23 protein-coding genes are annotated in these 17,919 nt (G+C 41.3%); 6 read left to right on the top strand and 17 right to left on the bottom strand.

All coding sequences use genetic code 11. The annotated features are described in order from the left end of the window. Positions 1-142: 142 nt before the first annotated feature. Entirely contained in the window at positions 143-319 is a 177-nt protein-coding gene (locus tag DXD06_RS01050) for a ribbon-helix-helix protein, CopG family (RefSeq protein WP_117830337.1), read from the top strand. Here the strand turns inward: DXD06_RS01050 and DXD06_RS01045 are convergent. Then, positions 303-1,295, bottom strand: a complete 993-nt coding sequence (locus DXD06_RS01045) for a replication protein (protein ID WP_117830336.1) — start codon at positions 1,293-1,295, stop codon at positions 303-305. The two genes, DXD06_RS01050 and DXD06_RS01045, sit on opposite strands and share 17 nt — an antisense overlap. A gap of 702 nt (positions 1,296-1,997) precedes the next feature. On the opposite strand from DXD06_RS01045, the gene DXD06_RS01040 reads away from it, so the two are divergent. The 3 genes from DXD06_RS01040 (at position 1,998) to DXD06_RS01030 (ending at position 4,236) form a co-directional block, all read left to right on the top strand. After that, a complete protein-coding gene (locus tag DXD06_RS01040) occupies positions 1,998-2,726 on the top strand; it encodes a tRNA 2-thiocytidine biosynthesis TtcA family protein (RefSeq protein WP_117830335.1) in 729 nt (242 codons plus the stop codon). Next, positions 2,713-3,768: a tyrosine-type recombinase/integrase gene (locus DXD06_RS01035; RefSeq protein ID WP_117830334.1), complete on the top strand. Its 1,056-nt coding sequence runs from the start codon at positions 2,713-2,715 to the stop codon at positions 3,766-3,768. Before DXD06_RS01040 ends, DXD06_RS01035 begins: the two co-directional genes overlap by 14 nt. 90 nt (positions 3,769-3,858) lie before the next feature. Then, positions 3,859-4,236: a PH domain-containing protein gene (locus DXD06_RS01030; protein WP_117830333.1), complete on the top strand. Its 378-nt coding sequence runs from the start codon at positions 3,859-3,861 to the stop codon at positions 4,234-4,236. 50 nt (positions 4,237-4,286) lie between these two features. On the opposite strand, the gene DXD06_RS01025 is transcribed toward DXD06_RS01030, so the two are convergent. Together DXD06_RS01025 and DXD06_RS01020 are read right to left on the bottom strand one after the other, a co-directional pair. Next, the gene (locus DXD06_RS01025; RefSeq protein WP_055261250.1) at positions 4,287-5,012 is read right to left on the bottom strand and encodes a lysophospholipid acyltransferase family protein; all 726 of its coding nucleotides are present in this window, start codon (positions 5,010-5,012) and stop codon (positions 4,287-4,289) included. 209 nt (positions 5,013-5,221) lie between these two features. Next, positions 5,222-6,235: a hypothetical protein gene (locus tag DXD06_RS01020; RefSeq protein WP_055067841.1), complete on the bottom strand. Its 1,014-nt coding sequence runs from the start codon at positions 6,233-6,235 to the stop codon at positions 5,222-5,224. A 220-nt stretch (positions 6,236-6,455) separates the two neighbouring features. Here DXD06_RS01020 and DXD06_RS16965 point away from each other — a divergent pair, with 220 nt between their 5' ends. Next, positions 6,456-6,602, top strand: a complete 147-nt coding sequence (locus DXD06_RS16965; protein ID WP_158569451.1) for a hypothetical protein — start codon at positions 6,456-6,458, stop codon at positions 6,600-6,602. Between the two features lie 52 nt (positions 6,603-6,654). Here DXD06_RS16965 and lexA read toward each other — a convergent pair whose 3' ends face one another. Beyond that, on the bottom strand, positions 6,655-7,272 hold the full coding sequence (gene lexA, locus DXD06_RS01015) for a transcriptional repressor LexA (protein WP_022046548.1): 618 nt from the start codon (positions 7,270-7,272) through the stop codon (positions 6,655-6,657). Between the two features lie 178 nt (positions 7,273-7,450). On the opposite strand from lexA, the gene DXD06_RS01010 reads away from it, so the two are divergent. After that, positions 7,451-7,831 (top strand): LysM peptidoglycan-binding domain-containing protein, encoded by a 381-nt coding sequence (locus DXD06_RS01010; protein WP_022046549.1) that lies wholly within the window; start codon positions 7,451-7,453, stop codon positions 7,829-7,831. Positions 7,832-8,001: 170 nt separating this feature from the next. On the opposite strand, the gene rsfS is transcribed toward DXD06_RS01010, so the two are convergent. The 13 genes from rsfS to hisB form a co-directional block, all read right to left on the bottom strand. Continuing rightward, complete coding sequence (gene rsfS / locus DXD06_RS01005) at positions 8,002-8,340, bottom strand: ribosome silencing factor (protein WP_117830331.1); 339 nt, start codon at positions 8,338-8,340, stop codon at positions 8,002-8,004. Then, positions 8,328-8,915 carry a bis(5'-nucleosyl)-tetraphosphatase (symmetrical) YqeK gene (gene yqeK, locus DXD06_RS01000; protein WP_117830330.1) on the bottom strand — a complete coding sequence of 196 codons (588 nt, stop codon included), beginning with the start codon at positions 8,913-8,915 and terminating at the stop codon, positions 8,328-8,330. Before yqeK ends, rsfS begins: the two co-directional genes overlap by 13 nt. Before the next feature lie 18 nt (positions 8,916-8,933). Continuing rightward, positions 8,934-9,536 carry a nicotinate (nicotinamide) nucleotide adenylyltransferase gene (gene nadD, locus DXD06_RS00995; protein WP_055067843.1) on the bottom strand — a complete coding sequence of 201 codons (603 nt, stop codon included), beginning with the start codon at positions 9,534-9,536 and terminating at the stop codon, positions 8,934-8,936. A 5-nt stretch (positions 9,537-9,541) separates the two neighbouring features. Then, positions 9,542-9,832: a ribosome assembly RNA-binding protein YhbY gene (yhbY, locus tag DXD06_RS00990; RefSeq protein WP_022046553.1), complete on the bottom strand. Its 291-nt coding sequence runs from the start codon at positions 9,830-9,832 to the stop codon at positions 9,542-9,544. 14 nt (positions 9,833-9,846) lie between these two features. Beyond that, positions 9,847-11,133, bottom strand: a complete 1,287-nt coding sequence (gene obgE, locus DXD06_RS00985) for a GTPase ObgE (protein WP_022046554.1) — start codon at positions 11,131-11,133, stop codon at positions 9,847-9,849. Positions 11,134-11,189: 56 nt separating this feature from the next. After that, a complete protein-coding gene (rpmA, locus tag DXD06_RS00980) occupies positions 11,190-11,477 on the bottom strand; it encodes a 50S ribosomal protein L27 (RefSeq protein ID WP_022046555.1) in 288 nt (95 codons plus the stop codon). A gap of 3 nt (positions 11,478-11,480) precedes the next feature. Next, positions 11,481-11,807, bottom strand: coding sequence for a ribosomal-processing cysteine protease Prp (locus DXD06_RS00975; protein ID WP_022046556.1), 327 nt, complete (start codon positions 11,805-11,807; stop codon positions 11,481-11,483). Between the two features lie 17 nt (positions 11,808-11,824). After that, positions 11,825-12,133, bottom strand: a complete 309-nt coding sequence (gene rplU / locus DXD06_RS00970; RefSeq protein WP_022046557.1) for a 50S ribosomal protein L21 — start codon at positions 12,131-12,133, stop codon at positions 11,825-11,827. Positions 12,134-12,251: 118 nt separating this feature from the next. Then, the gene (locus DXD06_RS00965) at positions 12,252-13,445 is read right to left on the bottom strand and encodes a ribonuclease E/G (RefSeq protein WP_117830329.1); all 1,194 of its coding nucleotides are present in this window, start codon (positions 13,443-13,445) and stop codon (positions 12,252-12,254) included. Continuing rightward, entirely contained in the window at positions 13,446-14,165 is a 720-nt protein-coding gene (locus DXD06_RS00960) for a TIGR03936 family radical SAM-associated protein (protein ID WP_055261242.1), read from the bottom strand. It lies immediately after the preceding gene. Then, entirely contained in the window at positions 14,149-16,017 is a 1,869-nt protein-coding gene (locus DXD06_RS00955) for a TIGR03960 family B12-binding radical SAM protein (RefSeq protein ID WP_117830328.1), read from the bottom strand. Before DXD06_RS00955 ends, DXD06_RS00960 begins: the two co-directional genes overlap by 17 nt. Before the next feature lie 23 nt (positions 16,018-16,040). Further along, positions 16,041-17,324, bottom strand: coding sequence for a bifunctional phosphoribosyl-AMP cyclohydrolase/phosphoribosyl-ATP diphosphatase HisIE (hisIE, locus tag DXD06_RS00950; RefSeq protein WP_022046561.1), 1,284 nt, complete (start codon positions 17,322-17,324; stop codon positions 16,041-16,043). 3 nt (positions 17,325-17,327) lie between these two features. Further along, complete coding sequence (hisB, locus tag DXD06_RS00945; RefSeq protein WP_022046562.1) at positions 17,328-17,918, bottom strand: imidazoleglycerol-phosphate dehydratase HisB; 591 nt, start codon at positions 17,916-17,918, stop codon at positions 17,328-17,330. Position 17,919: the final 1 nt, after the last annotated feature.

Genomic DNA, 17,919 nt, shown 5'->3' with positions numbered 1-17,919 from the left:
CAACAACCGAGACAACATGTAGATACTTATTAGTATCTAGTAGATATCTACTGATATCTTACATGTATTATAGTACCATAGATATCTATTTATGTCAAGTAGATATCTATAAATATCTTTATATTTTTTAGGGGGTGTCTATATGGGCGAATACAAAAATAAAACATATCCGTTACGATTAGATAACAACCTTATGGATAAATTGCGAAAATTAGCAGAACAAGAAGATAGACCACTTAGCAAACAAATAGAACGCATAGTGCGCGAATATATCCAAGCATACGAACAAGAACATGGAGAAATCAATCTGGACGAGTAAACGGTATTTCATTATCGAGTACCGGAATAAAACCGTTTATGTATTCGCTACACGTTCCCTCATGCACCTTATCTTTCACATGGACACGCACTTTATTGATGCGCCTTAGAAAAGCGTTCCACGTTTCCGGTTGACATTTCTGTATGTCTGTATACTGTTCTGTCAGTGCGATATTAGATACAATATAAACCTTGGTATAACAAGCTACTTTATTCGCATAACGGCAACGCAATTCCACCGGATAACCGTCAACATAGTTGAGCATTTCCCCAATGCGAATACTAGACCGAAACTCTTCAAACATAATTACTTCTTGTCCCTTATAACCGTCAAATGGATGTTCATAATCAGTTACGCGAAACACTTTGTCATAACCGTACTTTTCCATGACTGAACGCGTTTTACCACTTCCGGTAGTGCCATATATGTATGTCGTTTCAAGTACGCGCCACTCTTTCTTATAGCGTTCTTCCAAAATAGTTTGTCTTGCACGTTCAATCTTATCAAGATTAAGCATATATTGCGGATTACTTTCTATGATTTCATAATTAGTTAAGCCCTCTTTAATCATTGCATACAGATCAGTTATATCGTTCCGCTGTCCTTGTCTTTCAACTGGGCACTCTCCGTACTCTTCCTGCGTACCATCCACACGCGTATCTTCTTTTTCAGAACCCGACCATTTACCCTCTTTAAACACATAATTCTTGTTATCGGCAGCAGTTCCCTTACATACATCAAAATGCGCACCGTCAAAACGCTTTTTCAATGTCGAAAATCTAACCGCACCAGTGCAACATATAAACACATGCGTGTGATACGTTCCACCGTCTTTCCCAATCTCATCTGACATACACCAATATGCACAGTTTTTAAACAACTGCAATTGCGCTTTGATTGCATTATGGTCAAAACCCTTTTCAACCGGATTGTTTATAGTAACCAACCACTTACGACTCCTAACATCATTCTCCATATTGTCTCCTTTTTGTCACCTGTCACAAAAGTTAAAAATTCGTGTGACAAGCGTTTCGTTGTCTCAAACCCTTGTAAACACTGGTTTTTTAAAAATTTTGTCACTGTCACAGAAGTCGGGGTAATACTAACCCCGACTTTCCCACGTTACATAAACAATTCACACACTGTAGATATAATATAAAATCCGTACAATGTTACATACCTAAATACATACACTTAAATCACACCCACTTTCCCCATTATCCAAACAATGCCGACAAATAAAAATGCCCACAAGCTATATATAATCAAAAATACTGCAAAAATATCCATTATAAAACCGTTACCTTTCTAAGTAGGCGCGTAAAAAAAGTGCACTCCTACCCCATTTTATGTAGATTCCAACTAAAAACAGTTAGGGGATAACCGTGCACACGCGCTTGTAAATATTCAGTTTTTCAAGTAAAATGGAATAAAAAAGATAAGAGCAAACTATTCGCAAAACCTCCGCTTAGCAAATAGTTGACGGACACACGCGCTCCGTTTTGGTATAATATATGTCGCACGTGGTCAACTACCACTCCGGCAAGACCTACGTTTTCGCTAAACTACGACAGGTTTTGCGAATAGTTGCATGGATGCCACTATTGCCGTTTCCGCGAACGCCTTGGAGTGCCTTTTGCATATTCCATTAATTTAGCACAAGTAAAGGAACCATTATATGAAACTACAACAATTATACAGTTATGTCCGTCAGGCAATTGACGATTACCAGATGATTGCTGATGGTGACAGGATTGCCGTCGGCATTTCCGGAGGAAAAGATTCTCTGACACTTTTATATGCATTATCCGGATTACGCAGATTTTATCCAAAGAAATTTGAATTGGCAGCTTTGACCGTTGATCTGGGATTTGATCATTATGATCTGTCCGAAATCCGGCAGCTTTGTAAAACGCTCGATGTCGAATACCATGTAATCAAAACCAAAATTGGCGAAATTGTTTTTGAAGAACGAAAAGAAAGTTCTCCATGCGCGCTATGTGCAAAAATGCGAAAAGGCGCATTAAATGACTATGCGAGGCAAATTGGATGCAATAAAGTTGCCTATGCGCATCACATGGACGATATCATAGAAACCATGTTTTTATCAATGTTTTATGAAGGACAGTTTTATTCGTTTGCCCCTGTCACCCATTTAGACCGCAGCGGAATCACTGTCATCCGGCCACTGATGTATGTTCCGGAAGCAAATGTCATCGGATTTCTTCATAAATATCATCTTCCCCTTGTGAAAAATCCGTGTCCGGCAGATGGGGAAACCAAACGTGAATATGTCAAACAACTTGTCCGGCAGATTAATTTAGAAAACCCCGGTGTCAAAAAACGCATTTTCCATGCAATATGCACCGGCAGAATAGAAGGGTGGAATATCAATGGAAAACAATGAAAAAGCATATTACGAAAAAGTAGATATTGATAACGAATTAAAACTGCGAAAGCAGCTTGCTGCTCTTCCACCCTACTGCAAACAGTATTTTATAGCAATCGAATCCAAAACCCAGTCACGGACAAGACTTGCCTATGCCTATGACCTTTCCTGTTTTTTCGATTATCTGCACGAAAACAACCCAATTTGCAAAAAAATGAGCATTACGGAGATTCCTCTGAGTATTCTGGAAAGCCTAAAACCCATGGATCTGGAAGAATATCTGTATAATTTAAAGGTATATGAAAAAGATGGTATGGCACATACCAACGAGGAACGGGGAATCAAGCGAAAACTCTCCTCTCTCCGCTCCTTTTACAAATATCTGTACAAAAATGAATTTATACAATCGAATCCTGCATCCAAGGTAAGTACCCCGAAAATCCATGAAAAAAATATTATCAGGTTAGATGCGGATGAAGTTGCCAATCTGCTTGACGAGGTCGAATCTGGCGAAAATTTAACGAAAAAGCAGCAAATGTTCCATGACCGCACAAAAGTGCGTGATTTGGCCCTTCTGACGCTTATGCTTGGGACAGGAATCCGTGTCTCGGAATGTGTCGGTCTGGATCTGGATGATGTCGATTTAAAAAACAACGGAATCAAGATCCACCGGAAAGGTGGCGCAGAAGTTGTTGTATACTTCGGAGAGGAAGTCAGAAATGCCCTGTGCGGATATATGGAAGAACGAAAACTGATCACTCCGGTTTCCGGGGATGAAAACGCACTGTTTTTATCTATGCAGAAACGAAGAATCGGAGTCCGCGCAGTGGAAAATCTCGTAAAGAAATACGCAAAACTTGTCACAAACTTAAAGAATATTACCCCACATAAATTACGAAGCACCTATGGCACCTCTCTTTACCGGGAAACAGGTGATATTTATCTGGTTGCAGATGTCCTTGGTCATAAAGATGTCAATACAACCAAAAAACATTATGCTGCCATTGAAGAGGACAGACGCCGCAGTGCCGCAAAATATGTTCATCTTCGTGAAGACTAAACGTAAAAATCTTTTTAAAAAGGTAAAAAAGAGGTAAAAAATTTTTAGGAAAAATAAAATTCTATGAAAATATAAGGAGGACAAAAAGAAATGGACTTATTATGGAAAGAACGAAAAAGAATCTGGTGCGGACTTCCGCTTACCTTCACTGTGTACAGTTATGACAACGAAAGATTCTATGTAAAAAGCGGTTTTTTAAATCAGCGGCAGGATGAGGTCCGTCTGTACCGCGTCCAGGATCTGACCGTGACCAGATCATTGTCTCAGCGGATTTTCGGAATGGGAACCATTCTTGTAAATTCTTCCGACAAAACCCTTGGCGATTTTGAAATTAAAAATATCAAAAATGTCATGGATGTGAAAGAACAGCTCTCTGCGCTGGTTGAAATACAGCGAGATCAAAAACGGGTATATACCAGAGAAAATATCTCCGGGGATTCCGAAGCCGATCATGATGATTATATGTAATCAGAATGTAAAATTTCCTGTATCCATTGAAAAAGGATACAGGAAATTTTTTACCTATGTGCCTGCATTTCCTGTTGTATTTTTTCTTCAATCCGGATTTTTACCAGATCGGCAATCTCCTGCGTTTTCATTCCCTTATACTCTTCGTAACAGATCGGTTTTAAATAATGCACATATGTTGTGATTGGTCCGATATGAAAACTGTTAAACACCTTATACGAATCAATCAGTGCAATAGGAACGATCGGTGCATGTGATTTTAAAGCGATCTTAAAACTTCCTGCCTTGAAATCGCATACCTTATTTTTATTGTTAAACCGGTATCCGCCCTCTGGGAAAAGAATATACTTTTTTCCGGCAGCCACCTCTTTTGCCACCTGATTGATAATGGTGATTCCCTGCCTCGGATTATCTTTTTCCAGGCGCTTGGCCTGCACAAGATCACAGAACTCCCGTACAAGTATCGTATGTGACTTGCGTTTGTCCATCACAAAAGAACATGGAGACTTATGGGTATACATAATACCCAGCACATCATATTTGCCCTGATGGTTCGGATACATCATGTATCCTCCCTGCTTTGGCAGGTTTTCCGCACCGGTCTCCACAGTATTAATTTTTCCTGTCTTGTTCATCAGATAAATGGCATGCTGCACGAGCGAATAACGCTGTTCTTCCGTATAGCGCTGCGGATGATCTGCTTCTGCCCGCATTCTAGGAATCATATATGGTGCACGATGCAGATTCATAAATATAACATAAAATAATTTTAACATGGTACTTGTATCCCTTATTCGGTATTCAATCATATTTTAAAGGTTTGATATATATATATTCTAGCAAATAATACGGATTTTCTGGTTCTGCGTGTCTTGAAATGACACAAATTTTCACTGATTTTTAGAGATTTTGCTGTATTCTCTCAAAATTGCTAAATTATTCTATAATTTCAAAAAGGAACTTAAATTGCCTGGGAGACATATTCTCAATCTAATTTCATTGATTGTGGTGAATCTAAAGTGTCAAGCTCCTTAAAATAATTGGCATCTTCATTGGTAGCATACATAGCTGACTTTATACGATATAAAATGTCATCAATAGACTTAATATCTGAAACCATATATTTCTCATTCAAAAGCTCAATTAACTCTTTCTTTTGATTTTCTGTTAATTTTAATGACTGCGCAAATGTTACTAGAGCAAAGTCGGCTGTTTGTTTACTAATGCTATCCTGCTGAATGGCAATTGAATCAATCAGCAATGAAAGCGATGAGAAAGTATCTCTACCATAACTTGTAAAACTTATCTGCTGTAGCATAGAGAAAACTTCTACCTGATCAAAGTCAAGTTTCAAATTGCTGGTATAAAGATCCCGAATATACTGGTTACAATAATCAAGAAACTGACGATCAATATCTCCTTCGCGCACAATAAAAACATCTTTACATTTAAAGCCAATAACATCTATAGGCAAGGTTTTCATTCCACGCTGAACAAACAGCTTTACGGATACATTGCCATTCTCCCTGTTTATACTACCATAACTGTCTGCAATTACGGGAACCAAGCGATCTTTAGTATTTTTAATAAGACTATTTGTTTTAGCAACTCCCCTAATATTATCTTCATGAAACGATATGATCATTTCATCACCAAAAGAATTATCAGCCTTAATATATACAGATATACGATACATATTATCAACTACACAAATAAAGGATGCTTGCTTTTCTTGATCTTTTCGTCTTTCTATCATGTATGGTTGCAAATTGGACAAATATTCCTTAATATACTCAAGTGGAGATAACCCGCAATACTTGATATATTTAAACAGATGTAAATTTAAATTATTTCGATGCATTGTTTCATCTAGTTGCAAGCGATCAAGTTTTGCTAGTTTACGTAATTTCTTGCAGACCCCGACATAAGTAAGATCTACACCAATTTTTCTTGCTTCCTCCGCAGAGATTTCCCTCATTCCAAGTTCGTTTATTATCATTGTCTTCTCCTAATCAAATCATCCCTACAATATTATGCTACCCCAAAAGTCACTTTTTCTGTAGCAATATCACTAACATTATGGAAGATCGATCTCTTCTAATGAATTCACTGTCTCATGCTCAATGTCATAGAAATGTGGTTCATTTGTATAAGAATCATTATAAATACCCGTTGTTACAAAGTAACTTAATGGAATTTCAGCATTTCATGATGAGCTTATGGAAATTTTAAATACTATCTTTGCTATGGATGAATTTAAAGATGCGCTACCTAATCTATTTGAAAGATCAGCTAATGATAATCTTATTGCTCTTATCTTCTCAATCACAAAAGCAACTTTAACAACCAGTGATAGCATGGTTTAAAATTTTTTTCATGATTTTTCCGGTTTTTTCATTCTGACTTGCACGCTTATTTTTACCGGAATAACCGGAAAACCCCAAACACTTTTCCGAGAATCTTACAGTCTGGAACTATGATCGGATCCATCGCATCATTTTCCGGCTGCAGCCGGATATGCCCGTCTTCTTTGTAAAAAGTCTTGACCGTTGCGGAATCATCGACTAAAGCAACAACCATTTCCCCATTCTGTGCAGTACTGCAGCGCTCCACAATGATATTGTCCCCGTCAAAAATACCTGCATTGATCATGCTCTCGCCCTTTACCTTCAGCATAAAGGACTCTGCATTTGGCATATACTCTGCAGGAATCGGGAAATAGGCATCAATATTCTCAACGGCAAGCATCGGCTGACCGGCGGCTACCTGCCCGATCATAGGGACATTCACCACTTCACGCCGTGTCAGATTGAAGTTATCATCCACGATTTCGATTGCACGCGGCTTTGTCGGATCACGACGGATATATCCGTTTTTCTCAAGTGTCTCCAGGTGGGAATGGACGGATGATGTGGACTTTAAATGAACCGCTTCACAAATGTCACGGACTGTTGGCGGATATCCTTTGTTTAAGATTTCTTTTTTTATATATTCCAGAATTTCTCTCTGTTTATCTGAGATTTTTCCATATGCCATAATGCGTTACCTCCGGGCGTATTTCTTTATGATCTTAGTTTATCATACTACAACATAGAACGCAAACGTATATTCCGAAAATTTGTTCGTATTTTCTATTGACAAACACATGTTCGCGTATTATATTTATCTTATACAAACAAGTGTTCGATTCCAGATAAAACAGGAGGAATTTATTATGAAAAGGGTATATAATGAAAAAATCTCACCTCGTGCAAATGAAAGTCTCACCCGAAGAGAACATACCGTTCAGACCCAGAAACGTGTGATTGTTCTGGTCTGTGTTCTTGTCATCTTCGCCGTTATTCTGATTGGAAACAGTATTATTACATTTGCCGGTTCCAGAGCCGAACAGCCGGTTCATAAATATTACACAAGTGTCCAATTACAAAAGGGAGATTCTTTGTGGTCTCTTGCCGATCAATATGCTGCCTCTGACCGTACCTCCCGTGCGCAGTTTATCGATGAGGTGTGCGAACTGAACGGAATCTCGGAAGATAATACACTGCACAGCGGCGAGTATCTCGTAGTTTCCTATTACTCTCCGGAAATTCGGTAGCTACTTATCTGTTCTATTAATATTTATAACCTGCTATATTATTTTGTCACAAAAAAAGAGAATAACCTTCTTCCCTTTCATATCCGTAGGAAAGAAGTTATTCTCTCACTTTTCATTTATAATCACTCTTTATAATCAATCATGTCTGTTACACAAAATACCTGTTGGAATTACATCTCAATGATCTTTCCATCTCTCCAGATGCGTTCGAGATCATAGAACAGACGGTCTTCTTTGGAAAACAGATGCACAATGATATCCTCATAGTCCATCAGAATCCATGTCGACTTATTATTTCCTTCAATCTGCTTTGCATGCAGCCCTGCTTTGTATAATGCTTCATCTACAGCATCCTGCATTGCAGTCAGCTGATTCTGGTTGTTTCCGTTTGCAATAATAAAATAATCGGCGATAGAGGAAACTCCTGTAATATCAATAACGGTTACATCCTCTGCCTTTTTATCTCTGAGCGCTTCTACGGCGGTCTTTACGATTTTTAATATTTCCATGGCTGATCCTTTCCATACGGTTCATAAAATTGATAGGTTAACTGGGTCGTTGGGTCTACACTGCCTTTTCTCCCGCTTAAATAATGCAGAGTATCATATAAGATTTCTGCCATACACTGATTCAGATCCGAAAAGGCAATCTGTCTTATGATCGAAAGATGGGGAGCTTCACATCTTAAAGGTTCAATATAATCGGCAATGTAGATAATCTTATCCAATGTATTCATATCCGGCTCTCCGGTTGTATGCACCTTGATGGCATGAAGGATCTGCGGGTCCTTTACTCCATATGCTTCCTCTGCCAAAACCATACCTGCTTTTGCATGGAGAAGTCCTGGATTTTCACGCTCTACTTTAGAAATCAGGATATCGTTTTTTTCACAGAGAGAAATCTTTTTCTCTGTCGGGAGGCATTTGGCGCAATCATGCAGAAGTCCTGCGATCATCGCCTTCTCATAATCATATCCATATGCCATGGCAAGGCTTCCTGCCGTATACATGACCCCAAGCGTATGCTCATAGCGGTTTTTATCCAGTTCTTTTTTCAATCTCTTTTGTATTTCTTCTCGTTCCATACGTTTTGCTCCACTTCTTTACGATTGATACAGATGATGCCTGCGAATATACGCAGATACTTCTTCCGGAAACGCATGTTCCGGATGTTCTCCTCTCATCAGTGCCTGGCGGATCTTTGTGGAAGACATCAAAAAACGTTCACAGGGAACGATCCGGATATCACAGGGAAATTGTTCCTGCAACAAACGGATCTTCTTCTCCAGTGCAGCGATGGTAAAAAGATCCCTCGGGATCACCAGAATCGTAGCCAGTTTGGCAATTCGTTCCGGTTGTTTCCATTGTTCAAAATAGTCCAGAGAATCTCCACCCATAATAAAGAAGAAACGATGCATCGGAAACTGTTCCGACAATTTCTCCATGGTGCGGTATGTGTAGCTTCTCTCGGCACTGTCAAGCTCCAACCGGCTGACCGTCATCCAGGGATACGGCTGTGCGGCCAGTTTACACATTTGAAACCGGTCTTTGGCATCGGTCATCCCATGCTCATCCTTATTTGGAGAATGTCCGGCGGGAATAAGCCATACCTGGTCCAGTGCATAAGATTCGTATGCACATTTTGCCATATGAAGATGTCCGTTATGAATTGGATCAAAAGACCCTCCTAATATTCCGATATTCATGTGTCTTATTCCGGAAGTTTAATCTTTGGATTCTTCTTTGCCTTGCGGTAAAAGATCATTTTCTTTCCGATTACTTTTACGACATTGGAATGTGTACGCTCTGCAATGACAGAAGCGATCTCCTTCGGATCATCAATACAGTTTTTCAATACAGAGACTTTAATCAGTTCTCTCTTTTCCAATGCGGCATCAAGTGCTTCAATGATCTCCGGTGTCAGAGATGCTTTTCCAATCTGAAAGATCGGATCTATATTGTTGGCAAGGCTTCCCAGATAGGCGCGCTGTCTGCTGTTCATAGCGTTTCCTCCTGTTACTTATAATAATCAAATTCGTTATAATACATACGGACAGTATCTCCATCCTGTATGCCCTGTTCTTCCAGTTCCTTTAAGATGCCCTGTTCCCGAAGGAATTTCTGGAAGAATAAAAATCCTTTTTCGGAATCCATATTGGTATATCCAAGCATTTTTTCAATCTTTGGACCCTCTACAACAAAGGCACCGTCTTCTGCACGGGTAATTGTATATGGTTCATCCTTAAAGAAGCCAAGTGCCGGATCAAATTCCTGCTCATAGACAACGGCTTCCTTCGGACATTTTGCCAGAAGTTCACGTACATGAAACAGTAATTCCCGAACACCCTGACCGCTCACCGCAGAAATCGGATACACTTTAATGCCTTCTTTTTCCTCAAATTCTGCACGAAGCGCAGAAATAATTTCGTTTTCATTGCCATAAATTGCATCAATCTTGTTTGCTGCAATTACCTGTGGTTTCTTCAACAAGTCCGGATTATATGCATCCAGTTCCCGGTTAATGGCATGAATATCCGCAATTGGATCACGTCCTTCGGTTCCGGCCGCATCCACAATATGGATAATGACTTTGGTTCTTTCAATATGCCGGAGAAATTCATGTCCCAGACCGACACCATCGGAAGCACCTTCAATCAGTCCCGGAATATCCGCAATCACAAAACCGTTTCCGTCTTCCATGTCAACAACACCCAGATTTGGCTGTAATGTCGTAAAATGGTAATTGGCGATCTTTGGCTGTGCATTGGTCACACGCGATAAAAAGGTGGATTTTCCGACATTCGGGAAACCAACCAGTCCCACATCCGCGATCACTTTAAGTTCCAGCTGAACTTCAATCTCGATGGCTTCCTGTCCCGGCTGCGCATATTTTGGAGCCTGCATGGTGGAAGTTGCAAAGTGCTGATTGCCAAGTCCTCCACGGCCGCCATGCAAAATGACAGAACGCTTATTTTCCCCTGACATATCGGCAATTACTTTTCCGGATGCCGCATCTCTTATAATTGTTCCCTCCGGAACTTTTAATATCAGATCTGCACCATTTTTTCCATGGCAGTTTTTCTTGCCACCTTCTTCGCCCGGTTCTGCTGCGAATTTTCGTCTGTGCCGATAGTCTGCAAGCGTATTGATTCCCTCGTCTACTAAGAAAATGACATCTCCGCCTTTTCCTCCATCGCCACCGTCCGGACCACCGTTCGGCACATATTTTTCACGACGGAAGGACACATGTCCGTCTCCGCCTTTTCCTGATTTGATAATAATTTTTGCACGGTCTGCAAACATAATCTCTCTCCTACATAACGATAAAACCCCGGCTCAAAAAGTCGGGGTTTTGTAAACTACTCGTTGTCTACTGGATATACAGAAGCCTGCTTCTTATCTCTTCCTACTCTCTCGAAACGAAGAACACCATCTACTTTAGCAAATAATGTGTCGTCTCCACCGATACCAACATTCACACCTGGATGAATTCTTGTACCACGCTGTCTATAGAGAATATTGCCAGCCTTTACGAACTGTCCGTCTGCTCTCTTTGCTCCTAATCTCTTGGACTCGGAATCACGGCCGTTCTTTGTAGAACCAACTCCCTTTTTATGAGCAAAAAACTGAAGGTTCATATTCAACATGTCCTACACCTCCTTGAAATCAAGAATGATATACTCATTCCCATAATCATTTTGTATTCCTTGTAAGCCCAGAACCATGGACTTCATCAGAAGCTGTGTATCATGACCGGCTTTCTGATCAAGTCTGAAATCAATCAGCCCGGATGTCTCTTCTGTATCAATATGATAAGAATCCTCTGTGAAAGTCTCTATGGAATTGATCGTATTTATCACAAGTGCCGAAACACCTGCGCAGATAATATCACTTCCTGCTTCCGCATATCCGGAATGACCGATGCAGTGAAATCCCACTGCATCTTCATGATCCTGTAAAATCGTTATAGTAATCATATAACAATTCCTATCGATTATCCATTAATCTTTTCAATCTTAACCTGGGTGAACGACTGTCTGTGTCCGTTCTTCTTGTGATAACCGGTTTTTCTCTTGTACTTGTAAACGATTACTTTCTTTGCTCTGCCTTCTTTGATGACAGAAGCTTCAACAGTTGCTCCGGCTACTGTTGGGTTTCCAACCTTCATATCGTCTCCGGATACTGCTAATACCTGATCAAAAGTAACCTTCTCACCAGCATCAACTCCAAGCTTTTCAATGGTAATGATATCGCCTTCGGATACTTTGTACTGTTTACCACCTGTTGCTATAATTGCGTACATATGGCACCTCCTATTTATCATTACTCGCCAGTTACGGTGTTGCCAATAAGCAAACTTTTACCTCACTGTGCGGCATACTAGTGTATAATAGCACATGACCACCTGTTCGTCAAGCTGTTTATGATAAAATTTCACGCAAAGATTTGTATACTTTTTTCCGGGTCAGTTCCACCAGACCAAGTCTGGTAATATCGATAAAATTTGCGGGAACCGAATCTTTTTGTAATTCCTCCCGAATAACAGAAATCAGCTTCTGCTGCTGTTCTTTCTTTTTCAGATTGATGAAATCCACGAGGATCATCCCTGAAATGTTGCGCAGACGAAGCTGCCGTGCAATCTCTTTTGCCGCTTCAACATTGATCGCAAATAAAGCCTCTTCCCGGCGGGACCGGTTTTTTCCGCTGTTGACATCAATGACCGTCAGGGTTTCAAGAGATTCAATGATAATATTGGCTCCGGAATCAAGCCATACTTTGGAAGAAAGCAGTTCCTGCATATTGCCCCGCAGATGATATAAAGTCGAAAGACTGACCGCATCATCCCGGTAAAGCTGCACTTTCTTTTCTTCCACAAGATGGGGAAGGTATGCACAGATCTCCTGATACAGATCCTGACCATCCGTAAGAACCAGATCTGTTTTTTCAAAATTTTCTGCTTTTAACCGCGCCAAATAGCCGGGGAGATTCCGGTACACCAGATCTCCGGCATTCTGATGTGTACCGGTCTTCTTTAAAGCCCGGTATTCTTTCTGCACCAGCTCGATATCTTCGCATAATTCGGTTTCCGGAACCGCCCCTGCATTGGTTCTGAATACCAGCCCGTACCCTTCTGCTTCATGATCCTTACACGTGTTCTCTAAAAGAGCCGACAGTCTTTTTGACTCCTCCTGGGATAATTTTTTAGAAACGCCAAGACAGGTATTCTCTGTCGAAAGGAAACAGTAATGTCCATGCACTACAAGCTTGGTGCTTACGACCGGATCTTTGGTTTTTACCGCATCTTTTACAACCTGCACCAGCAACTCATCCCCTTCACAGAGCGCTTCTTTTTTGGATAATTTTCTGGTATACACCGGGTTTTTCACATCATTCAGCGGAAGATAGCATTTCTGTCCATCCGCAATGCGCACAAAAGCGGCATGAATATTGGGCACAATCTTCTCTACATATCCTATATAAATATGATCCAGCAGAGTATTTTCTTCCGGTTCAAAAACCTGAAGTTCCTGCAGCTTCCGGTTCTCATCTAAAACCAGATAAGCAAGATACTCTGTCTGATGATGTTCCAGTTTTGTGACAACGATCCGATTCATTTAAACAATTTCCTCTCCCATGCCGGAAAGCCCAACCAGCTGCCCCTGTTCATCCCTCGCATAAACTTCGAGCCGGTGGATCTGGATTGCGGATTCGCAGTATTCCAGTCCGCAAAGCTGATAAACCGATGAAAGTACCAGTTCCGGTTTGATATTATCCACACTGCCCGTAGAAACCTGCAGGAAAAATGCCGGGCGTCCCTGCTCCTCTTCAACGGAAAACGCGTATACCAATGGTTTTAGGTCCACTTCCCGTTCACTTTTTTTCGTCTTTTTGATAATGGTAAACTGTGGGCTGTCCAAAAACCGTTCTTTGACGATTCTTTTCCATTCTTCCGTTGAAAACGGACTTTCGTACCCTTCTTTATAGCTCAGCCGGTAATCCGCTGCTGCCACAATTGACATCGCGGTTTTCGCTTTATCCGGCAGTTTCACATAGGAAGTAACCTCCACACCATCTACCATGGTTTCATTCAGTGCAGCGACTGCCTCCTTAGATGTCATGGATTCATTGACTTCAATATCAAAATATTCGCCATCGCTTGTGATTCCGACTCCAAGCGGCGCCGCAAAGGACATAATCTGATGCGGAGAATATCCTTCCGAATAACGGATATCAATCTTTGCACGCCGGACCGCTTTCTGAAAATAGCGCATCATATCCAGGTGTCCGATGAATTTCATGACACCCCATTTTCGAAATTTAATTCTGATTTTCAAAGCAGACACCTCCTCCAAATTGTCTTGCACCACATCCGGAACAGCGCATCCGGCAGTTTGGTGTCACCGTCTCACTGAGCGCGGTTTTCCATTCACGCAGCATAAATGCCTTTGTCACACCGACATCAATAAAATCCCACGGGAAAATTTCATCATCGCTTCGTGCTCTCTTGGTATAAAAATCAATATCAATGCCACATGCAGCAAATGCCTCCAGCCACAGATCATAGTGAAAGAATTCCGACCACGCATCGAAAAATCCGCCGTGTTCATACACATAAAGAATTGCTTTTGAAATCTTACGGTCTCCGCGCGCAAGAATTCCTTCCAATACCGTCACATCGGCTTCATGCCAGTTGTAACGGATACTCTTGTGGTTTAACTGTTCCTTTACATGATCATTGACAATCTTGGCACGCGCCAGATAATCTGATGGGTCTAACATGGTAGCCCACTGGAACGGGGTAAAAGGTTTCGGTACAAAAAAGGAAGTACTGATTGTAATCTGGCATTTTCCGTTTCTCTGTTCCTTTGGCACGGTGTCATAATACAAAGCGGCAATCTCGTTTGCCAGTTCCGGGATCGCCCGCATATCTTCTTCTGTTTCCGTTGGAAGTCCAAGCATAAAATAAAGCTTGACCTTATTCCAGCCGCCGACAAACGCATCATGGGAACCGGTCAGAATATTGTCAACCGTCAGGCCTTTATTGATGACATTTCGCAGTCTCTGGGAACCTGCCTCCGGGGCAAATGTCAGACTGCTTTTTTTGATGTCCTGCACTTTCTGCATAATATCAAGGGAAAAGGCATCAATACGAAGGGATGGCAGGGAAATATTGACATGTTTTTTGTCACACTCCTCAATCAGGAAATTGATCAGTTCCTCCAGATCGGAATAATCCGATGAACTGAGAGAACTTAAGGAAATCTCTTCATAGCCGGTCGATGCAAGCATGGTTTGTGCAAGTTCTTTCAGTCGTTTTACGCCCTTTTCCCGGTTTGGCCGGTAAATCATGCCGGCCTGACAGAAACGGCATCCGCGGATACAGCCCCTCTGTATTTCAAGCACCACGCGATCCTGTGTTGCTTTGATAAATGGAACCACCGGTTTTTCCGGATAAACCGAGCCGGTCAGATCCATATCCACCTGCTTTTTGATGGTTGCCGGAATATCATCATAAACAGGAGTAAATGCCGCTATCGTGCCATCTTCTTTGTAACGGACTTCATACAGCGACGGGACATAAATGCCCTCTATTTTTGCCGCCTCATGCAGAAATGCCTTTCTTGAATACTGTCCGGATGCCCGCATCGACTTATAGAGATTTAAAAATGTATCATACTGTGTCTCCCCTTCTCCAATATAAAAACAATCAAAAAAGTCTGCAATCGGTTCCGGATTATAAGAACATGGTCCTCCACCTAAAATAATAGGGTCTTCGTCCCCACGGTCAGCCGAAAGAAGCGGAATCTGTGCCAGATCCAGAATCTGTAAAATATTGGTGTAGCACATCTCATACTGCAGAGTCAGACCGACAAAATCAAAGTTTTTGATCGGTTCCTGGGACTCAAGTCCGAACAGCGGAATATTCTGCTCCTTCATAATTTTATGCAGATCCGGCCATGGAGAATAGACACGTTCACACCAGGTGTCCTCTCTGCGGTTAAACATGTCGTATAGGATCTGAATTCCAAGATGTGACATACCAATTTCGTATACATCAGGAAAACACATCGCAAAACGAATCTGCGATGTGTCATCTTTTACTACAGAATTCAGCTCATTACCGATATAGCGTGCAGGTTTTTCAATCTGCATCAGAATCTCGTCACTTAAAGCTAGTTTTCTCATAGATACCTCTTAACATTTATTTTTTATCGCTGGGCAAGTTCATTGGCAATCTCTTCCCAGGTAATGCCTTTTTCCACCATAAGCACCATACAGTGATACAGAAAATCGGAAATCTCGTATTTGATGTTTTCCGGTTCCGGATTTTTCGCTGCAATTACAATTTCCGTACACTCTTCCCCAAGTTTCTGCAAAATCTTATCGGTTCCTTTCCCAAACAGATAATTGGTATAGGAACCATCCTGCGGATGTGCTTTACGTTCCTTGATAATATCATACACGCTCTCAAGTACCTTCAGCGGATTTTTCTCAACATACTCTTTTTGTACGATGCTATTGAAAAAACAGGTACGGTTTCCGGTGTGACAGGCAGCCCCTACCTGGGAGACTTTTGCCAGAATCGTATCAAAGTCGCAGTCAGCCGTCAGGGATTTCACATACTGGAAATGCCCGGAAGTCAGGCCTTTGGTCCAGAGTTCATCACGGCTTCTGCTCCAGTAGGTCATTTTTCCGAGATTAATTGTCGTATCAAACGCCTCTTTGTTCATGTATGCAAGCATCAGCACTTCATCTGTACGGTAATCCTGCACAATGACCGGAACCATTCCGTCCGAATTCAGTTTCAGATCCTCCCAGGACAGATCCGGTGCAAAATTATACATATTGATGCCTTCCTGAAGCAGAGAAGACTTTAACTTCATAATATCCGTTGAAGTATCATTGATGAACGGACCCGCAATTCCTCGGATTTTTTCCCGCTTTAGCAGCCTTACGATCTCGTCAAAATTATAATCTGGAAGTTCCACCACATACGGAATGTTGGTCAGATTTTCCAGTGCATCCAGAATTTCCGGATTTAACACCAGTGCTTCATGGAATGTATTTTCAATCGAATCCTGATTCTTAAAAATAAAATCCACATTGTTGATAGAGAGCAGAATCCGGTCTTTGCCAAAACGTGCACTGGCTTCCTCCGCCAGTCCGATGCTCGAAGGCTTAGAAGCATTCAAAATCACCTGAAGGCATCCTGCAAACAAAAGTTTTTTGATGTCTTCCAGACGGTTAATGTTTCCTCCTGCGCATACTTTAATATCAATGTTGCGATTGATGTTTCGAATCGTATTGACATTCTTTTCATGCTCATCATCGCTGGTAGACAGGTCAAAAATAATGATCTTGTCAACTCCACTGTCGTTGTATAACTGGCACAGTCGATAAACATTCGCATCTACCGGCGTAAAATCGGTCATGGATCTTACTGCATGACCATCTTTTAAATAAAGCGTCGCGACAATGTTTTTTTGTTTCATGTATTACAAACTTCCTTTCGTTGACAGAATTCCTTTTACTCTCGGATCATGGGAAACCGCTTCATCCAAAGCTCTGGCAAATGCCTTAAACATCGCTTCTGCCATATGATGATTATTTCCGGGGCTTAACACCTTAATGTGCAGATTCATGCCCGCACTGTAGGAGACCGCATAGAAAAATTCACGGATCATTTCGGTATCAAGTGTTCCCAGACGCTCCGTAGTAAATTCGCCGTCAAATACAAGATATGGACGTCCGGATAGATCTACCGCACACAAAACAAGTGTCTCATCCATCGGAAGGATACAACTTCCAAATCGTTTGATTCCGCTTTTGTCCCCCAATGCCTTTTTGATCGCATCTCCAAGTACGATTCCGCAGTCTTCGATCGTATGATGGCTGTCGACCTGAAGATCTCCATCACATTCCATATGCAGATCGAAGAAACCGTGCTTGGAAAATCCCTCCAGCATATGATCAAAAAATCCAATGCCTGTCTCAATATGGGAAATACCGCTTCCATCCAGATTTAAAGTCACCTGAATGTCCGTCTCTTTTGTTTTGCGTGTTGTGCTGATCTGTCTTTTTTCCATA

It is taken from the genome of Roseburia sp. TF10-5 (assembly GCF_003462365.1).
Classification (GTDB): Bacteria; Bacillota; Clostridia; order Lachnospirales; family Lachnospiraceae; genus Roseburia; species Roseburia faecis.
The sequence above is the reverse complement of the archived record's forward strand: the minus strand, read 5'-3'. Positions and strand labels throughout refer to the sequence as shown.